We start from the raw sequence: 16366 nt of genomic DNA on the forward strand, positions 1-16366 counted from the left end.
TCCGATATAATAAACATATTTCGCTATAAATGATATCTCACACTACATAAACCAAGGGGCTGCCGATGTATGTCCAAATTTAATCTGTTCCGAAAAATCGTCCTGTTCATTTTTCTGATGTTGATTCCGATTGTCGGCCTCTATTTCTATTCGAACCAAACCACGACGAACGTGCTCAGCAAGGAGCTCAGCCAATCGAATACGAACCAGCTTGTCTTTTTTCAGAATCAGGTGAATACCAATATCGATATTTTGGCATCGTGGCCGAATTTGCTCCTGCATGACCCGGACATCTCAAGCTTTCGGGATATCTATTTGCAGGATAAGTATCTGAACCTGGACGCGATTAACCTGGTGAAGCAGATTCAGACAAAGCTTAGCATACAGGAGAGCTCTTCGAACTGGCGCAGCCATCTGGCGATTTATTCCCCGTCCCTCGGGCGGGTGGTCACCGAAAGCGACGCCGGGTTTTACTCGCCCGAGGAGCTCGCGGAGGACGTGAAGCCGGGGTGGCAGGTCACTCCTTATGATGAGGGGAGCGATCGGCGTTTCCTGTTTGTCTGGTATTCGGTTGCACCGTATTCCACCCAGCATCATACGGGCAAGTCGAATACGGTGATCAAGGTTGAATTCGACAGCACCAATATCCAAGATATGCTGGACCGCTTTAAGAGCGACGGAAGGAGCGATCCGTTCTACTATAAACCGGATACGGGCGTCATCTACAATCGTACCGCGGACCAGGAACTGATTAACCACATGATTGCGGAGCTGGGCCGCGAATCCTTGCTGGACGTGGAGAACCGCGTGAAGGAAGTGGACGGCAAAACCTATTCGGTCAGCATCGTATTATCGGAAACGACCGGATGGTATTTGATCGACTATATTCCGCTATCGGACATTATGAAGCCGATCCATACGTCGAACAGGCTCTTTTATATATCGATCAGCGCACTGCTCTTGATGAGCTGCCTCGCGGCATACCTGCTGTACTCCCAGGTTCAGGTTCCGATCAAGCAGCTGGTTTATGTGTTCCGCAGGCTGCAGGCCGGGGATTACTCGGTCAGGATGAAGGTATCGGGCCGTAACGAGTTCAGTTTTCTGGCTACGAGATTCAACTCGATGGTGGAGCAGATTCAGGAGCTGTTCGAGCATGTATACATGGAGAAGATCCATGTCAGGGAAGCGAAGCTGAAGCAGCTGCAGTCCCAGATCAATCCCCATTTCTTCTACAATTGCTTCTCGTTTATCACCAGCATGGCGAAGCTTCAGAAATACGAAGCCGTCGTGGCGATGTCGCATAACCTGTCCCGGTATTTCCGCTATACCACACGCCAGGAAAGGGAGCTGGTTCCCTTGTCGGATGAGGTGGAGTTCGTTACGCATTATCTGGAAATTCAGCAGATGCGAATGAGGCGTCTTCAATATCATCTCGACTTGACGGAGGAAGCAGAAGGCATAGAGATCCCGCCGCTGGTCATTCAACCCTTGGTGGAGAACGCCGTGCTGCATGGCATTGAACCTCATTCGGCCGACGGTGAGATCAAGGTAACCTTCCGGATTCTGGACGGCGTTGCCTGCATTCAAGTGGATGATAACGGAATCGGCATGAACGGGCGGAAGCTGGCTGAGCTGGAGGCTCGGCTGAACAGGCCGATGGATCAGGAGATGGGCTGCGGCGTCTGGAATGTTCACCAGCGGATGCGGCTGCGTTATGGCGAAGAAGCCGGTCTGCGTTTTGCGGCATCTCCGCAAGGCGGCGTAAGGGCTGTGCTCTATTGGCCGCTGCCGGATCGCTTGGGGGGAATCAATCAAAGTCAGGGCAGGGGGCAAAGAGTTGATGAATATCTTATTGGTTGATGACGAGAGTTATGTCACGGAAAGTTTATATCAGACCATACCATGGCGTGAGCTGGATATTGAAGAAGTATATCAGGCTTCTTCTGCCCTGGAGGCGATCGACCTGCTGGAGGAGCAGGACATCGATGTGGTAGTTACGGATGTTCGGATGCCGGTGATGACCGGTCTGGAGCTGATGGAGACCATAACCGAGCGCTGGACGCATATCCGCTGCATTTTACTTACGGGTTATTCGGATTTTGAATATGCCAAGCAGGCGATTCGGCTGCAGGCATCCGATTACATTTTGAAGCCGGTGGACGATGGTGAATTCATGCGAAGCGTGAGCTCCGCTTTGGCATCGATCCAAGAGGAGCGGAAGGAGCTTGGGCACTACCATCAGTTGCTGTACAGCCGCAAATCGGATCTCGGCATTCTGCGGAACAGCCTCATGCATGATCTCTTGCTGGGACGCGAGCTGTCGCGGCATTCACTCGATCACAAGCTTCATGAATATGAAATTCCGCTCCGAACAGACCAGCGGATAATCATGCTGCTGATTCAGCTTGGGCAGGGGTTTACGGGAATGGACGACCATTCGGTCGGCCTCATGGAATATGCCATCGGCAACATTGCTGAGGAGGTATTTGCCGAGCTGTTCCATGTGTGGTCCAGCAAAACGCCGCATCATGGTTTGATTCTGTTGGCTCAGCCCAAGAGAGAGTCGGAGGCTGGTGAAATGGAGACATTCGCGGATTCCCGCGAATTGAAACGGTATATCACCCAGTTTCAACAGGATGTGGACAGCTATCTAAAGGGAAGCATTTCGGTTCTCGTGTCAGCCTCCTTTGATTTTCCGGGGGAATTGGCATCCGTTTACCGGTCGGGATTAAGCTCGCTTTACCTCTGGGGAAACGGAGATCTTGAAGCTATCCGTTTCTCCGAAGACCATGATGTCCGGCTGCGTGAGCCTGTATGGGACGTAACCCAGGCGTTTGCAAAGCCGCCGAGCCTGCTGCATCTGCTGGAGACAAGGCAGTGGGATGCCGCCCGAGATAAAATAGAACAAGTCTTTGCAGAACTTGAAACCGTATTCATTGGGCAGACGGCGTTGTATGAAATATTTTTATCAGTTGCAAATGCCTATATGTACCTTGCTCATAAGCAGGGGCACACCATTCATCAGCTGGACCAGGCGGGCTGGGACCCCTTATATATTCAGCAGGTGGTTCAATCGGCTGCCAAGCTGCGCTCCTGGTCGCTTGATATGCTGAACAAACTTCACGATATTTCGTCCGAACAGGAGATAACGAGCAAGAGCCATATCATCAAACAGGTCCAGGAGATGGTGACTGCCGATTCGGGTCATGACCTGTCCGTCAAGACGATTGCGGACCGGGTATTCCTGCATCCGGTGTATTTATCCAAGATTTATAAGAGCGAAACCGGAGAGGGACTCGGCGATTATATCATCCGCAAGCGAATGGAGCGGGCGTTATATCTGCTGAAGCATACGAACAAGAAGATTTATGAAATTACAGCTGAGCTTGGATACCAGAATCCGCAGTATTTCAGCAAGATGTTCCGGAAGCACTACGGAATGACCCCGAATGAATACAGAGACCAAGGATGTTGCTAAAGGTGCAGAAATCTTCGATTCGTGACATAGGATGCGGCTGCCGGCCCCTCTATAATTAAACATGTAATCCATAAGGTGGTAGAAGGGGGATTTAACGATGACCGCTAGAAGAAAGAAATGGTTCCCGATCCTGGCCGCGTCCTTGCTCCTGGCCGGATCCTTGGCCGGATGCTCCGGCGGCGAGCCGAAGCCGGAAGCGGCGCAGCAGCCAGCCGAATCCAAAACTGAAAACGTCTACAAAGAGAAATACGATCCGGAAGTTACGATTACGACGGTATGGGGCGTTGATCCGACGCTGCAATTCAAGAATGGGGAAACGATCGAGAACAACGTGGCTACGAAGTGGGCAAAGGAGAAGTTCGGCATCAATATCAAATCGCTGTGGTCCATTACGGATACCAACGGCGCTTTTGCGACCAAGCTGCGGCTCGCCATGTCCTCCGGACAGGAGATGCCGGATATCGTCACGCTTGGCACCGAAAATCAGCAGCTGGCCCAGGATTTGATCGATTCCGGCATGTTTGCCGAGGTCGGCACGCTGTTTGACCAGTATGCATCGGAAACGTGGAAGAACGCAATGAATCTGGATTCCAATGTGTGGAATCAATACAGCCGGGACGGTAAGCGAATGGGGCTTCCGGTACTGGATTTTGCCTATAATCACGACTATGTATTATGGATCCGGCAGGATTGGCTGGACAAGCTGGGGATGAACGCACCGAAGACGATGGATGAGCTTGAGCAGGTGATGGATGCCTTCAAGAACCAGAACCCGTCCGGTCTTGCTCCGGATAAAGTCACGCCGCTGAGCATCGGCTTCAAAACGTCCATGAGCACCTGGATGGGCGATCCGTCATGGATATTCGGCGCTTATGGAACGCTGCCGCAGCAGTGGAACGTGGCTGAGGACGGAAGTCTGGAATACGGCTCGGTCCATGCAGGCATGAAGCAAGGCTTGGTGAAGCTGAACGAGTGGATGAATAAAGGATACATTCCGAAGGAAGCCGCACTGTGGGATGAGAACAAAACGGCGGAGCCGGCCGTAGCCGGAACGGCCGGCATCATTCCGGGGCCCTATTGGATGAGCGGCTGGCCGCTGATCGATACCGTAAAGAATGCGCCGGAAGCCGTCTGGAAGCCTGTGCAGATTCCGGCGGGCCCTGACGGCGTTGCGATGCGTCATGGAACGCAGTATACAAATGGCGTTACCCTGATCCATAAAGATATGGAGCATCCTGAAGCCTTCTTCACGTATCAGAACTATCTATTCGATAACTTTGCCGTATCCAAGGAAGGCGGCGAATTTGCCAACGGGCTGTTCGAAGGTTACGATTTCGAGCTCGATGCCAATGGCGAAATGGTGCCGAACGATCAGATTCAGGGCGGTTATGTCAATGTCGTCCGTTATTTGCTGGTCCGCGATGGGGCTCGGATTCCAGACGAGCAGATGAAAGCGCTGCTGAAGCTGGCGAAAGGCGGGAAGCCGGAGAGCCGCCTCGAAAAGGATGTGGCGGTCAATTATGGCAAGGATACGCCGGCCGCTGCGGAAGTGCTGCTCTCCCAAGAGGAGATCTCCAAGAAGAACATGTTTACGGGACCGGTAACCGCCACCATGAAATCGAAGTGGGATTATCTCCTGAAGATTGAGAACCAAACCCTGAACGAGATCATTTACGGCAAGCAGCCCGTTGAATCGTTTGATGCATTTGTGGAGACGTGGAAATCCGGAGGCGGGGAACAAATCACCAAAGAGGTTAACGAATGGTACCAAAGCGTGAAGTAGTTGTGGTTACCAAGAAGGGCGGCCTGCCAAGAGGCCGTCCTTTTTGCTCCATCGGAGCGGCTGCAATTTGATTGCTATCGTGCCATGAATATTGGTTTTGTGGGCTACTGCGCTCCGTGGGGCGGGTCCTATAATCAAGAGGTAGATTGATTTAACGGGAGGATCTTGGATGAAGAGGATGAAAAAAACATGGCCTTTCCACGTCATGCTGCTGCCGGCCCTTATCTGTCTGTTCTTGTTCAGTTATTTGCCGATGGGCGGCATCATTATGGCTTTTCAGGACTATAAGCCGTGGGAGGGCGTTGGCGGCTCCGCATGGGTGGGCTTGGACAATTTCCGATACTTGTTTGAAAGGCAGGACAGCATGCAGGTCATATGGAACACCTTTGTCATCGCGGTGATGAAAATCGTGTTCAATCTGCTGATTCCGTTCGTGTTTGCCATTCTGCTGAATGAAATCCGAAAAACGGCGCTTCAGCGGAGCATCCAGACGATGGTGTATTTGCCCCACTTTTTGTCATGGGTTATCCTGGGCGGAATTTTGATCGAAATGCTCGCGGTGGACGGCTTTGTCAACCGAATACTGGCCGCTGTCGGCATCGATCCGATCTTTTTTCTCGGAGACAATAACTGGTTCCGGTTCACGGTGATCGTGTCCGACGTATGGAAGGAGTTTGGCTACAATACGATTGTGTTCCTGGCTGCTCTGGCCGGCGTTAGCCCGACCCTGTACGAAGCGGCAGAGATCGATGGAGCGGGACGCCTGAAACAAACGCTACATATCACGATCCCTTCCATGATTCCCATCACGATCGTTGTCGGGACATTGGCGCTCGGCAACATCCTGAATGCCGGGTTTGACCAAATCTTCAACCTGTACAATCCGCTGGTATACGAGAAAGGCGATATCATCGATACCTTTGTATACCGTACAGCAATCCTGAATGGCGAGATGGGGTTCGGAACGGCTATCGGCCTGTTCAAATCCGTGATCAGCATGGTCCTCATTCTCGTATCCTACCGGCTGGCCTACAAGTGGGCGGGCTACCGTATATTCTAGCAGAGCGAAAGAGGGAGAGCCATGTACCATAAAACGATGGAATACCGCATATTTAACGTGTTTAATACCTGCTTGCTTGTCGCGTTGGCCATTCTCTGCATCATTCCGCTGCTTCATGTGCTGGCGATTTCGTTCAGCTCCAAAGCGGCTGCCGACGCCAGTCTGGTGGGATTATGGCCGGTCGAATTTTCACTGGAAGCTTACAAGAAAACGATCAATAACCCGGCATTTTTGCACTCGATCTGGATTTCGATTGCACGTACCGTACTGGGAACGGGTTTGACGCTCGCCGTAACCTTTCTGGCCGCATATCCGCTGTCCAAAGAGAACCGCGTCTTCCGCAGCCGCAGTGTTTATTCCTGGCTGTTTGTGTTCAGCATGGTGTTCAATGGCGGTCTGGTGCCGTTCTATATCGTGATTCAGAAGCTGGGCTTGATCAACTCCTTCTGGGTGCTGGTGATTCCCGGCACGGTGAACACCTTTCTGGTGATCCTGATGCTGAACTTCTTCAGGGGGATTCCAAAAGAACTGGAGGAAGCGGCTGTCATCGATGGAGCCGGCCATTTCAAAACGCTGTTTAAGATTTATTTGCCGATCTCGCTGCCCTCGATTGCCACGATTGCGCTGTTCAGCATGGTGTTCCACTGGAACTCCTGGTTTGACGGGCTGCTGTACCTGAACAATGCCAAGGACTTCCCGCTGGCCACCTTCCTGCAGACGGTCATTATCCAGCGGGACATGAGCTCGATGAGCATGAGCCCGAAGGAGATGGAGCTGCTGTCCCAGACGACGGTGAATGCCGCACAGATCTTTATCGGTGCGGCGCCCATCCTGCTGGTTTATCCTTTTTTGCAGCGTTTTTTCGTTAAAGGGATGACGCTGGGTTCTGTCAAAGAATAAGAGATGCGATCCTATCAGGAAACAGGAGGTTTAACTTACTATGAAACGAACGTTTAATCCGATTAGCCCGCGCGTTCCGCACATGCTGCATGGCGCCGATTATAATCCGGAGCAATGGCTCCGCTATCCCGAAGTGCTCGAAGAGGATATCCGGCTGATGAAGCTAGCGAATTGCAACGTGATGTCCGTCGGCATATTTTCATGGGTTTCATTGGAGCCCGAGGAAGGGGTATTTACGTTTGATTGGCTTGACGGCGTATTGGACCGTTTTGCCGCCAATGGAATCTATGCCTTTCTGGCTACGCCAAGCGGCGCAAGACCGGCCTGGATGTCGGAGAAGTATCCCGAGGTGCTGCGGGTGAGCGAGAAGCGCGTCCGTAACCTGCACGGTTTCCGGCATAATCACTGTTATACTTCGCCGGTCTATCGGGAGAAGGTCCATACGATCAACAGGAAGCTTGCGGAGCGGTACGGCAACCATCCAGCCGTCATCGGCTGGCATATCTCGAATGAGTTTGGCGGCGATTGCCATTGCGACTACTGTCAGGACGCATTCCGGTCTTGGCTGCAGGCGAAGTACGCCACGCTGGAAGAGCTGAATCATGCCTGGTGGACCGCATTCTGGAGCCATACGATTACGAAATGGAGCCAGGTTGAATCTCCGGCACCCCACGGGGAGACGCAGGTCCATGGAATGAACCTGGATTGGAGACGGTTTGTAACCGATCAGACGGCGGATTTCATCCGGCACGAAACGGAACCCCTCCGCAGGGTCAATCCATCCCTTCCCATTACGACCAACCTGATGGAATATTTTGAAGGACTGAATTACTGGAAGTTTGCTGATCTGCTGGACGTGGTGTCGTGGGACAGCTATCCGACCTGGCATGATCAGGGCGGGGATGATGCCGTTCAGGCAGCCCGCGTTGCCATGATGCATGATATCATCCGCTCGATCAAAGGCGGACAGCCCTGGATGCTGATGGAGAGCACGCCAAGTCTGACGAACTGGCAGCCGGTGAGCAAGCTGAAGCGTCCGGGTATGCATTTGCTGTCCTCCATGCAAGCCGTTGCCCATGGTTCGGATACGGTACAATATTTTCAATGGCGCAAGAGCAGGGGATCGAGCGAGAAGCTGCACGGCGCCGTCGTTGATCATGTCGGTCATGAACACACCCGGGTGTTCAGCGATGTGGCTGAGGTCGGGGACTATCTCAAGAAGATGGACGCCGTTGTAGGAACGGGGATTCCGGCGGAAGCGGCCGTCATTTTTGACTGGGAGAACCGTTGGGCCATCAATGATGCGCAAGGTCCGCGGAACAAGGGAGTCAAGTATGAGGAGACCGTTCAAGAGCATTACCGGGCTTTATGGAAGCAGGGAGTCCCGATCGATGTCATCGATATGGAACAGGATTTCTCCAAATATAAACTTTTGGTCGCACCCATGCTGTACATGGTGCGCCCAGGCGTGGGCGAGCGGATTCAACAATTTGTGGAAGAGGGCGGCACGTTTGTTGCAACGTATTGGTCGGGAATCGTCGATGAGTTTGACCTTTGCTTCCTCGGCGGATTTCCGGGTCCCCTCCGTAAGACGCTCGGCGTATGGTCAGAGGAAATCGATGCGCTCCATGATCACGATGTCAATGGGATCGTAACAAATGACGGAGGGGGGCTTGGCCTGGCCGAGGCTTATGAAGCCGTTGAGCTGTGCGACCTCATTCATCTGGAGACGGCGGAGGCACTGGCCGTTTACCGGTCCGATTTCTACGCGGGGCGGCCAGCCTTGACGGTCAATCAGTTCGGGAAGGGCCGAGCCTATTATATCGCCTCCCGGAACAGGGAGCCTTTTCATTCCGATTTTTACAAGAGGCTTGTTGAACAGACAGGCGTGCGCCGGGCGCTGCCGATGGAGCTGCCTTCGGGCGTAAGCTCATCCATTCGTACGGATGGTGAGTCGGACTACATTTTTGTAATGAACTTCTCTGGCGAAGCGAAGCGGGTCACGCTGGACGGAACCCGGTACAACGATTTTGTCTCGGGCGAAGCTGTGGATACGGATCTTGAGCTGGAACCTTATTGCGTGAAGGTTATCACGCGTAACGTAAGCAAGTAAATGAATCCGTTAGTCCGCCAGACATATCCTCATATAAGGGCAGGTGCCAGCATGCTGGCACCTGTTTTTTTCAGGAAGTATAAACTTCGAAGCAGGGACCCCTGATATCGCAAGAAAACCTTCCTTTGCACATTTTTATTTTGCTTGGAAAAGGACCGGAAATGTTGGCATTATGCCCTGTGGCTTCATTTGGGTAACGCTTACAATAAGGGTGTCACTTGCGCAGTGAAGAAATGACAAAGGAGGTATCATGATGACTGAAGCTGTGAAAGGGGTTTGGTTCAAGATGTTTCTTTGCGTGTCGATGCTTGCGTTATCGTTTGGCTTTTCGGGTAACGGCTCCGCCGGGGCGGCGCCTGCTTTTGCAAAAGGGGCTGACATCAGCTGGGTCCCCGGTATGGAAGCTCAGGGGTATAAGTGGAAGGACAAGAACGGGGCTCAGCGCGATATTCTGGACATTCTGAAGAACGATTACCAGATCAATTCCGCAAGGATTCGGGTCTGGGTCAATCCCAATATGAATGATTATATGAACGGCTATCTGAATGCGGAAAAGGCGGCCGAGCTGGCTCAGCGTGCCAAGAACAAAGGCATGAGCATTATGCTTACGCTGCATTACAGCGATTCCTGGGCGGACCCGGGGCAGCAGAACAAGCCGTATGCCTGGCGTAATTTCACTTTTCAGCAGCTGATGGATGCGGTCTATTCCCATACCGTCTATGTGATGAACACCATGAAGAACAAGGGCGTTACTCCGGATTGGGTGCAGGTCGGCAACGAAACCAACAACGGGATGCTGTGGGAGGACGGCAAAGCTTCGGTGAGCATGAAGAACTACGCATGGCTCGTTAATACGGGGCATAATGCGGTGAAGTCTGTCAGCGGTTCTACCAAGACGATTGTCCATTTATCCAATGGCTACGATAATGAATTGTTCAAGTGGAACATTGGCGGCTTGATCAGCAACGGCGCGAACTTTGATATTATCGGTATGTCGCTGTACCCGGAAGTAAGCGATTGGTCATCGAAGGTCGATCAGACGATAGCCAATGCCAAAGACATGACGTCCAGGTTCGGTAAAAGCATCATGATTAGCGAAATCGGCATGGATTACAATCAGCCGGCGGCAGCCAAGGGCTTTATTCAGAGCATCAAGACCAAGGTGCGAGGTTTAGCGGGAGGTACGGGGCTGGGCGTGTTCTACTGGGAGCCTGAAGCAACGCCGGGATACAACGCGGGATACAACAAGGGGGCCTGGCAGGCGGACGGGAAGCCGACCATAGCCTTGGAAGGCTTTAAAGACTGAGCGATTCTAACCAGTACATTCAATAAGAAGAACCCTGAATTCCGAGAAGGAGGAGGGTTCTTCTCTTTGCTTTTTCAGCCTTGCTGGCGTACGATTTGCACCTGTTCCGCATGTTTTCCCATTTTACTCAAAAGTCCAATCAGTTGGTGCTTTTCTTCCTCATCCAACCCACCGAGGGCATGCTGGATGTGACGCTCATGCAGGGGGTAAAGCTTCTGCATCAATTGTTCTCCGGGCGGGGTCAGCTCGGCGTAAATCACTCTTCTGTCCTCGGGACAGGGTTTGCGGCGCACATAACCTTTTTCGACGAGCTTATCAACCACATAGGTTACGTTTCCGCTCTGCAGGAGCAGCTGTGCCCCAATCTGCTGGATGGGCTGGCGGCCTTTATAGAACAGTACTTCCATTACGGCAAAAGAAGTTGGATTAAAGCCTTCGATTTTACTTCCATTCACGACATGCTCGTTGACGCTCTTGAATGACTTGGCAAACACCCGATACAGGTGCATAGCAAGCTGTGTATCGCATTCATGTGACACCTTCATACATTCTCCCGCCTTTGATATGGACTCATGTCCTGAATTACTTCAAATCTAAGATTACGCTGAAATGAATAAATTCAACATGTGATTTGTCACAATGCGGCCGAAACATTTTCATCCTGCGGCTCGATATCAGCTACACCTCCAGCCCGATACGCCCTCTGAACACCGATTCTATAATGAAATTATTCAAATGGGATGAAAAAGGGTGGGGAACATGAATCAAGCACAAATCGTGGAATCAGAGGGACTTCAACCGCTACTGCGCAATCGGAACTATATGCTATTGATGGGCTCCCAGCTGGTGTCCAACATGGGAGAGTGGCTGTATATTATCGCGCTCTTAACGCTTGTCGGATTAAAATGGCAGGCCACGCCTTGGGAAATAACGGCGATGACATTGTGCATGGCCATTCCCGTTTTGATTGGCGGCCCTGTGGCAGGATGGATCGGTGACAAGTATGACCGCAAAAAAATTATGGTGATATCGGACGTGGTCAGAGCTTTTATCTTGATTGGGGTTTTGTTTGCAGGCAATCTAATACAAATTTATATACTGCTGATCGTTAAAGGCTTGATGGATGTCCTGTTCTCTCCTGCCAAGAGCGGCAAGATCAAAGAGATCGTAGACCCGAAGCACATCGATCAGGCGGTGACGATCAGTTCATCGATCGAGCAGATGTCCAAAATCATCGGGCCTTCCTTGGGCGGACTATTGATGGCGTTATTCGGCATTCAGTTATGCTTCATCATCGATGCCGGGGCTTTCATCGTATCGGCGCTGTTTTTGCTTGGCGTTCCGGGTCGGAAGCTGCTTAAGCAGAAAGGACTGATTGGTGAGTCGCCAAATGAAGCGCGAAGCGGGCAAGACACACAGAAAAAATCCTTCTTCAAGGAGATCGGGGAAGGGCTGCAGCTGATCTATGGCATGCCGCTGCTGCTGGGCGGCGTCGTTACGATATGCGCAGTCATGCTGGTGCTGCAGATGGCCGATTCCCAGATCGTAACCTTATTCCGGCTGATCCCCGACGTATCGGATGATCTGCTTGGCTACTGTATTTCGGCCAGCGGCTTGGGCACGTTGATCGCAGCCATGTTTGTCCGCAAGCTGAGCTGGAGCACGCTTGCCAAGATGGGCGTAGGCTCTGTCGCGGCAGGTTTGGTATTTGCCGTATGTGCCGTAGTGGTCGTGATCGAAATGCCACATCTGCTGCAAAGCGTAGTTTTGTTCGGTTCCTTCTTTTTGGCGGGTGCAGGCGGAGGCTTTGTGCTTGTTCCGTTCCAGATGCTGCTGATGAAGAGGACCCCTGAGCATATGACAAGCCGCGTATTCGGGACGGTCAACAGCCTTACAAGCGGTGCTGTGATCATAGGACCTACGCTCGGCGGCGCACTTGTAACAGGCATGGGACCTGTGCCGACTTATATCGTTGCAGGGCTTGGAACTGCTGCAGTGGGTGCCGCGCTGCTGTTGTGCAAACGCAGAATCGAACGGAAGGATGAGGCTTTTGCCGCAAGGAGCGAAAGTCTCATGGTCCCTGAAACTTCTACGATATAATGAAAGAATGTTTCGCTAAATGCAACGAATTCCTGTCCATCTGCGTAATACTGAGAATAGGATTAACGGATGGGGTGTTAGGATGCATAAGATTCAAGAGAATGGACTTGAGCCCGAGCCGGTGCTGAAAGTGGATATTCAGCAGGCGGGTTACGAACCAGGCCGCCCGCGCATACGGGATATATCGTTTCAAGTGTTGCCCGGCGAACTACTAGGTTTGATCGGGCCGAATGGAGCCGGAAAAAGCACAACCATAAAGACGGTGCTGGGGCTGCTTAAGGATAGTAAAGCCGACGTCTATATTGCGGGCAATCCGCCCCGATATGCTTACGTTCCCGAGCAGCCCGTGTTTTACGAGGATTTGACGCTGTGGGAGCATCTGGATTTGGCAGCTGCCGCATTTGGAATGGATGATGAACATTTCGAGGCACAGGCCGATCAGCTTCTCCGTCAGTTTGGAATGGAGTCGGTGCGCAATGAGCTGCCGGGAGGCTTTTCCAAAGGAATGAAGCAGAAGATGATGCTGATGATTGGCTTTCTCTCCAAGCCGGACGTTTATATTGTAGATGAACCGTTTATCGGGTTGGACCCCCGGGCCACCCGAGATTTCTTGAATTTGCTGCTTGAGGAGAGAAGTCGAGGAGCCGGCGTATTGATGTCCACCCACGTGCTGGATACCGCAGAGAAAATTTGCGATCGCTTTGTGCTCATATCCGGAGGGCGGATTGCCTCGGAGGGCACGTTGGATCAAATCCAACAGGCCGCTGATCTTCCCGGCGCATCGTTGTTTGATTGCTTCGATGTGCTGACATGAAGGAGGTGATGGACATGGATCGCTCCTATCATTTTAGCCATCCTGGCGCCCTCTTTTGGCGAAGGGTAACTGCTCATTGGAAGAATCAACGCGACAATCTGGCAACCGTGGTCGACTGGATCGTGATGCTGTACATCATTGTTCCGGGTCTGCTCCTGGGAGGCGGGCTCTACCGCGAGTTATGGACGAGCCCGCTTCCCGGATGGTCACAATTCTTCCCGCTGCAGGCGGTGGCAGGCATCCTGCTCTTTATGTTCTCCGGCAGAGTGCTGCTGTTCCTGGAAGAGGCTGACGTATTGTTTCTTCGCCAGCAGCGGGGCTGGATGAAGGGGTTAATGATCAGAGGCATGGCGTACAGCCATACGGTCTCAGCGATCAAGGGATTGGTCGTCACCGTGCTTGTGCTGCCAATCCTGGTCAGGGAACATGAGATAACCGGCATTGCCCTGGTGACCTTGCTGGTGATTACGGCTGTATGCGCCTGGTGCGCGAATCTATCAACCGCTATGATTCGTTCCAGCTATAAAGGCTGGCGGAAATATGTAATGACTTATCTCGTACGCTGGCTCTCATTCGGACTGCTAGCGCTGCTTGTTACATTTTGGCTTGAGTCCTATATGGTATTGTGGGCAGCTGCCTTGATTCTGCTCATGGTGTTATTGCTTCTCAGCCGTAAGCGGCTTGCTATGCAAGGGAGCTTCATCGCCGATGCGCGTGAGGATGCAAAGACAAGGGTCCAGTTGACGGAGAAGCTATTGGTTCAAGCCGTCGGCAAACCTCCAAGTGTACGAAGTAAAACCTGGTTTATGCGCAAGTCCGGCCGATTGTTCAAAGGTACACCGGAGAAGAGGCTGGCCGATGCGGGGTTAAAGGCGATTCTGCGCCACCCTGAGAGCTTGTTATTGTACATTCAGATTACGCTGGTCGGCATTCCGGCCGTCTGGCTGCCGCCGCCGATCATCAAAATCATCGTTTATCTTGCTCTGGTATTGATGATGTCGTATTGGCTGAATACAAGGTGGGCGGTGTTCGCCAAAGCGGAATTTATGCAGGTGCTCCCGTTTACGAATCAGCAGCATCGTTCGGCTGGTGTCCTCGCGGTGCGTACCTTGCTCGCTCTTCCCGCCTTTCTTTATTCACTCGTGGCTGGACTAACGCTTTTACAAGGGGGGATGGGATGGATCGCCGTGCTTGCACTGACTGTGCTGGCTGTCATGATCGCGCCATCGCTCATGTCTTGGCCGGTCTACAAGGAAGAGAGACACCCGCAAGAATAAAAAAAGCGCGCTGGATTTCTCCAATGAATGGGGCATACCAGCGCGCTTTATTTAAGATATCAGAAAGTATAAACTTCGAAGCTATGGACGTTTTTCTTATGATTTGTTTATCGCTGCGGCTTCGGCTGCATGCTTGCCTGCGGTATAACCGGTCGCAAAGGCAGCCGTAATATTGTAACCGCCGGTGTATCCGTGAATATCCAGAATTTCACCGCAGAAGAAGAGGCCGGGCATCAGCTTGGATTCCATGCTTTTGGGCTGGATCTCCTTGAGGCTGACGCCGCCGCCTGTTACGAAGGCCTCCTTCAGCGAACGGGTGCCCGAAGCGCGGAACGTGAACTTTTTTAGAATGGAGGCAAAGGTTGTCAGTGCTGTTTTGGATATTCCGCTGCAGATCATATCGCTATCGATGGACGACTTGGATAGCAGCAGGGGGATCATTCGTTCCGGCAGCACGCCTTTAAGCACGTTTTTGATGCTCTTTCTCGGCTCATCCTCCAGCCGCCCTTTGAGTTCGGCCTCAAGCTCTGCTTGGGAGCGATCGGGGAACATATCGATGGCCATGTCCACATTCACGATATCAAACTTCCGCTGCACCTGGCGGATGAACTGACTGCAGCGCAGCGCGATCGGACCGGACACCCCGAAATGGGTGAACAGCATGTCTCCCCGATGGGCAATCACTTTTTTTCCTTTCGGATTCCAGACGGACAGCTCGACATCCCGCAGTGAAAGGCCTTGCAGCTCTTTAGAGGCAATAAACGGCTCGGTGGAGACGATAGGCACTTCGGTTGGATACAGCTCCGTGATGGTATGGCCTGCCGCTTCAGCCCATGGATAGCCGTCCCCCGTGGAACCGGTTTGCGGAACAGACTGCCCGCCGGTTGCAATGATCACGCAGGAGGACTTGATCGCTTCCCCGGATTTCAGCTCAATCCCGGCCGTCCGGCCGTTCTCATAGAGAACTCTCTTCACCGGACTGTTTGTCCGGATGTCGGTACCGAGCTCCTTCACTTTGCCAATCAAGGCATTCACGACGCTGGAGGCTTTATCCGTCACAGGAAACATGCGCCCGTTGTCTTCTTCTTTGAGGCGGATACCAAGCCCCTCGAAAAAAGACATGATATCCTTGTTGTTCCAATGCTGAAAAGCACTATATAAAAAACGGCCGTTTCCCGGGATGTTGGCAATCAATTCATCCTGTTCTTTGGCATTTGTCACATTGCATCTTCCGCCGCCCGATATGCCTAGTTTACGGCCTAGTTTATCTCCTTTATCGATCAGCAGAACAGAAGCTCCCCTTTCCCCTGCAGCCACGCAGGACATCAATCCGGAAGGTCCGCCGCCGACGACAATAATATCATAATCAAGCATGTTTGCTCATAGCTCCTTTGGGGGTATATCAATTAATAGATGAATCTTATTATATAGGATTTTTGCGAATTATCCCAAACCTCATGAATAGGACATAGGATGGAGTTTCCCCAGGCTTCGAAAGAGAAATTACAAGATATTGTAATATGATGTCGCCTATG

The 16366-nt window shown here is 52.1% G+C and carries 12 protein-coding genes; 10 read left to right on the forward strand and 2 right to left on the reverse strand.

The genetic code is table 11. The features are described from left to right. The first annotated feature begins 69 nt into the window (after nucleotides 1-69). From ACETK5_RS23850 to ACETK5_RS23880, 7 genes are all read left to right on the forward strand, one after another. Entirely contained in the window at nucleotides 70-1860 is a 1791-nt protein-coding gene (locus tag ACETK5_RS23850; RefSeq protein WP_326119907.1) for a sensor histidine kinase, read from the forward strand. Further along, nucleotides 1841-3478, forward strand: a complete 1638-nt coding sequence (locus ACETK5_RS23855) for a response regulator (RefSeq protein WP_394058239.1) — start codon at nucleotides 1841-1843, stop codon at nucleotides 3476-3478. Before ACETK5_RS23850 ends, ACETK5_RS23855 begins: the two co-directional genes overlap by 20 nt. Before the next feature lie 97 nt (nucleotides 3479-3575). Next, nucleotides 3576-5261: a type 2 periplasmic-binding domain-containing protein gene (locus ACETK5_RS23860; RefSeq protein WP_394058241.1), complete on the forward strand. Its 1686-nt coding sequence runs from the start codon at nucleotides 3576-3578 to the stop codon at nucleotides 5259-5261. Nucleotides 5262-5430: 169 nt separating this feature from the next. After that, a complete protein-coding gene (locus tag ACETK5_RS23865) occupies nucleotides 5431-6321 on the forward strand; it encodes an ABC transporter permease (protein ID WP_036664449.1) in 891 nt (296 codons plus the stop codon). Between the two features lie 21 nt (nucleotides 6322-6342). Continuing rightward, nucleotides 6343-7221, forward strand: coding sequence for a carbohydrate ABC transporter permease (locus tag ACETK5_RS23870; protein ID WP_394058243.1), 879 nt, complete (start codon nucleotides 6343-6345; stop codon nucleotides 7219-7221). A 40-nt stretch (nucleotides 7222-7261) separates the two neighbouring features. After that, on the forward strand, nucleotides 7262-9334 hold the full coding sequence (locus ACETK5_RS23875) for a beta-galactosidase (protein WP_394058245.1): 2073 nt from the start codon (nucleotides 7262-7264) through the stop codon (nucleotides 9332-9334). 286 nt (nucleotides 9335-9620) lie between these two features. Continuing rightward, nucleotides 9621-10640: a glycoside hydrolase family 53 protein gene (locus ACETK5_RS23880; RefSeq protein WP_394058350.1), complete on the forward strand. Its 1020-nt coding sequence runs from the start codon at nucleotides 9621-9623 to the stop codon at nucleotides 10638-10640. A gap of 74 nt (nucleotides 10641-10714) precedes the next feature. Here ACETK5_RS23880 and ACETK5_RS23885 read toward each other — a convergent pair whose 3' ends face one another. Continuing rightward, on the reverse strand, nucleotides 10715-11185 hold the full coding sequence (locus ACETK5_RS23885; protein WP_127594664.1) for a MarR family winged helix-turn-helix transcriptional regulator: 471 nt from the start codon (nucleotides 11183-11185) through the stop codon (nucleotides 10715-10717). 214 nt (nucleotides 11186-11399) lie between these two features. On the opposite strand from ACETK5_RS23885, the gene ACETK5_RS23890 reads away from it, so the two are divergent. From ACETK5_RS23890 to ACETK5_RS23900, 3 genes are all read left to right on the forward strand, one after another. Then, on the forward strand, nucleotides 11400-12740 hold the full coding sequence (locus ACETK5_RS23890) for an MFS transporter (protein ID WP_394058247.1): 1341 nt from the start codon (nucleotides 11400-11402) through the stop codon (nucleotides 12738-12740). A gap of 82 nt (nucleotides 12741-12822) precedes the next feature. After that, nucleotides 12823-13554 (forward strand): ABC transporter ATP-binding protein, encoded by a 732-nt coding sequence (locus ACETK5_RS23895; protein WP_394058249.1) that lies wholly within the window; start codon nucleotides 12823-12825, stop codon nucleotides 13552-13554. Nucleotides 13555-13568: 14 nt separating this feature from the next. Further along, a complete protein-coding gene (locus ACETK5_RS23900; RefSeq protein ID WP_394058251.1) occupies nucleotides 13569-14831 on the forward strand; it encodes an ABC transporter permease in 1263 nt (420 codons plus the stop codon). Between the two features lie 96 nt (nucleotides 14832-14927). Here the strand turns inward: ACETK5_RS23900 and ACETK5_RS23905 are convergent, their stop codons facing one another. Continuing rightward, nucleotides 14928-16205, reverse strand: a complete 1278-nt coding sequence (locus ACETK5_RS23905) for a BaiN/RdsA family NAD(P)/FAD-dependent oxidoreductase (protein ID WP_100540169.1) — start codon at nucleotides 16203-16205, stop codon at nucleotides 14928-14930. Nucleotides 16206-16366: the final 161 nt, after the last annotated feature.

Source organism: Paenibacillus ilasis (assembly GCF_043195395.1).
Classification (GTDB): domain Bacteria; phylum Bacillota; class Bacilli; order Paenibacillales; family Paenibacillaceae; genus Paenibacillus_AQ; species Paenibacillus_AQ lautus.

Coding starts and splice junctions, on each gene's coding strand:
- ACETK5_RS23850 (WP_326119907.1), top strand. CDS start 70: ATGTCCAAATTTAATCTGTTCCGAAAAATCGTCCTGTTCATTTTTCTG.
- ACETK5_RS23855 (WP_394058239.1), top strand. CDS start 1,841: ATGAATATCTTATTGGTTGATGACGAGAGTTATGTCACGGAAAGTTTA.
- ACETK5_RS23860 (WP_394058241.1), top strand. CDS start 3,576: ATGACCGCTAGAAGAAAGAAATGGTTCCCGATCCTGGCCGCGTCCTTG.
- ACETK5_RS23865 (WP_036664449.1), top strand. CDS start 5,431: ATGAAGAGGATGAAAAAAACATGGCCTTTCCACGTCATGCTGCTGCCG.
- ACETK5_RS23870 (WP_394058243.1), top strand. CDS start 6,343: ATGTACCATAAAACGATGGAATACCGCATATTTAACGTGTTTAATACC.
- ACETK5_RS23875 (WP_394058245.1), top strand. CDS start 7,262: ATGAAACGAACGTTTAATCCGATTAGCCCGCGCGTTCCGCACATGCTG.
- ACETK5_RS23880 (WP_394058350.1), top strand. CDS start 9,621: ATGTTTCTTTGCGTGTCGATGCTTGCGTTATCGTTTGGCTTTTCGGGT.
- ACETK5_RS23885 (WP_127594664.1), bottom strand. CDS start 11,185: ATGAAGGTGTCACATGAATGCGATACACAGCTTGCTATGCACCTGTAT.
- ACETK5_RS23890 (WP_394058247.1), top strand. CDS start 11,400: ATGAATCAAGCACAAATCGTGGAATCAGAGGGACTTCAACCGCTACTG.
- ACETK5_RS23895 (WP_394058249.1), top strand. CDS start 12,823: ATGCATAAGATTCAAGAGAATGGACTTGAGCCCGAGCCGGTGCTGAAA.
- ACETK5_RS23900 (WP_394058251.1), top strand. CDS start 13,569: ATGGATCGCTCCTATCATTTTAGCCATCCTGGCGCCCTCTTTTGGCGA.
- ACETK5_RS23905 (WP_100540169.1), bottom strand. CDS start 16,205: ATGCTTGATTATGATATTATTGTCGTCGGCGGCGGACCTTCCGGATTG.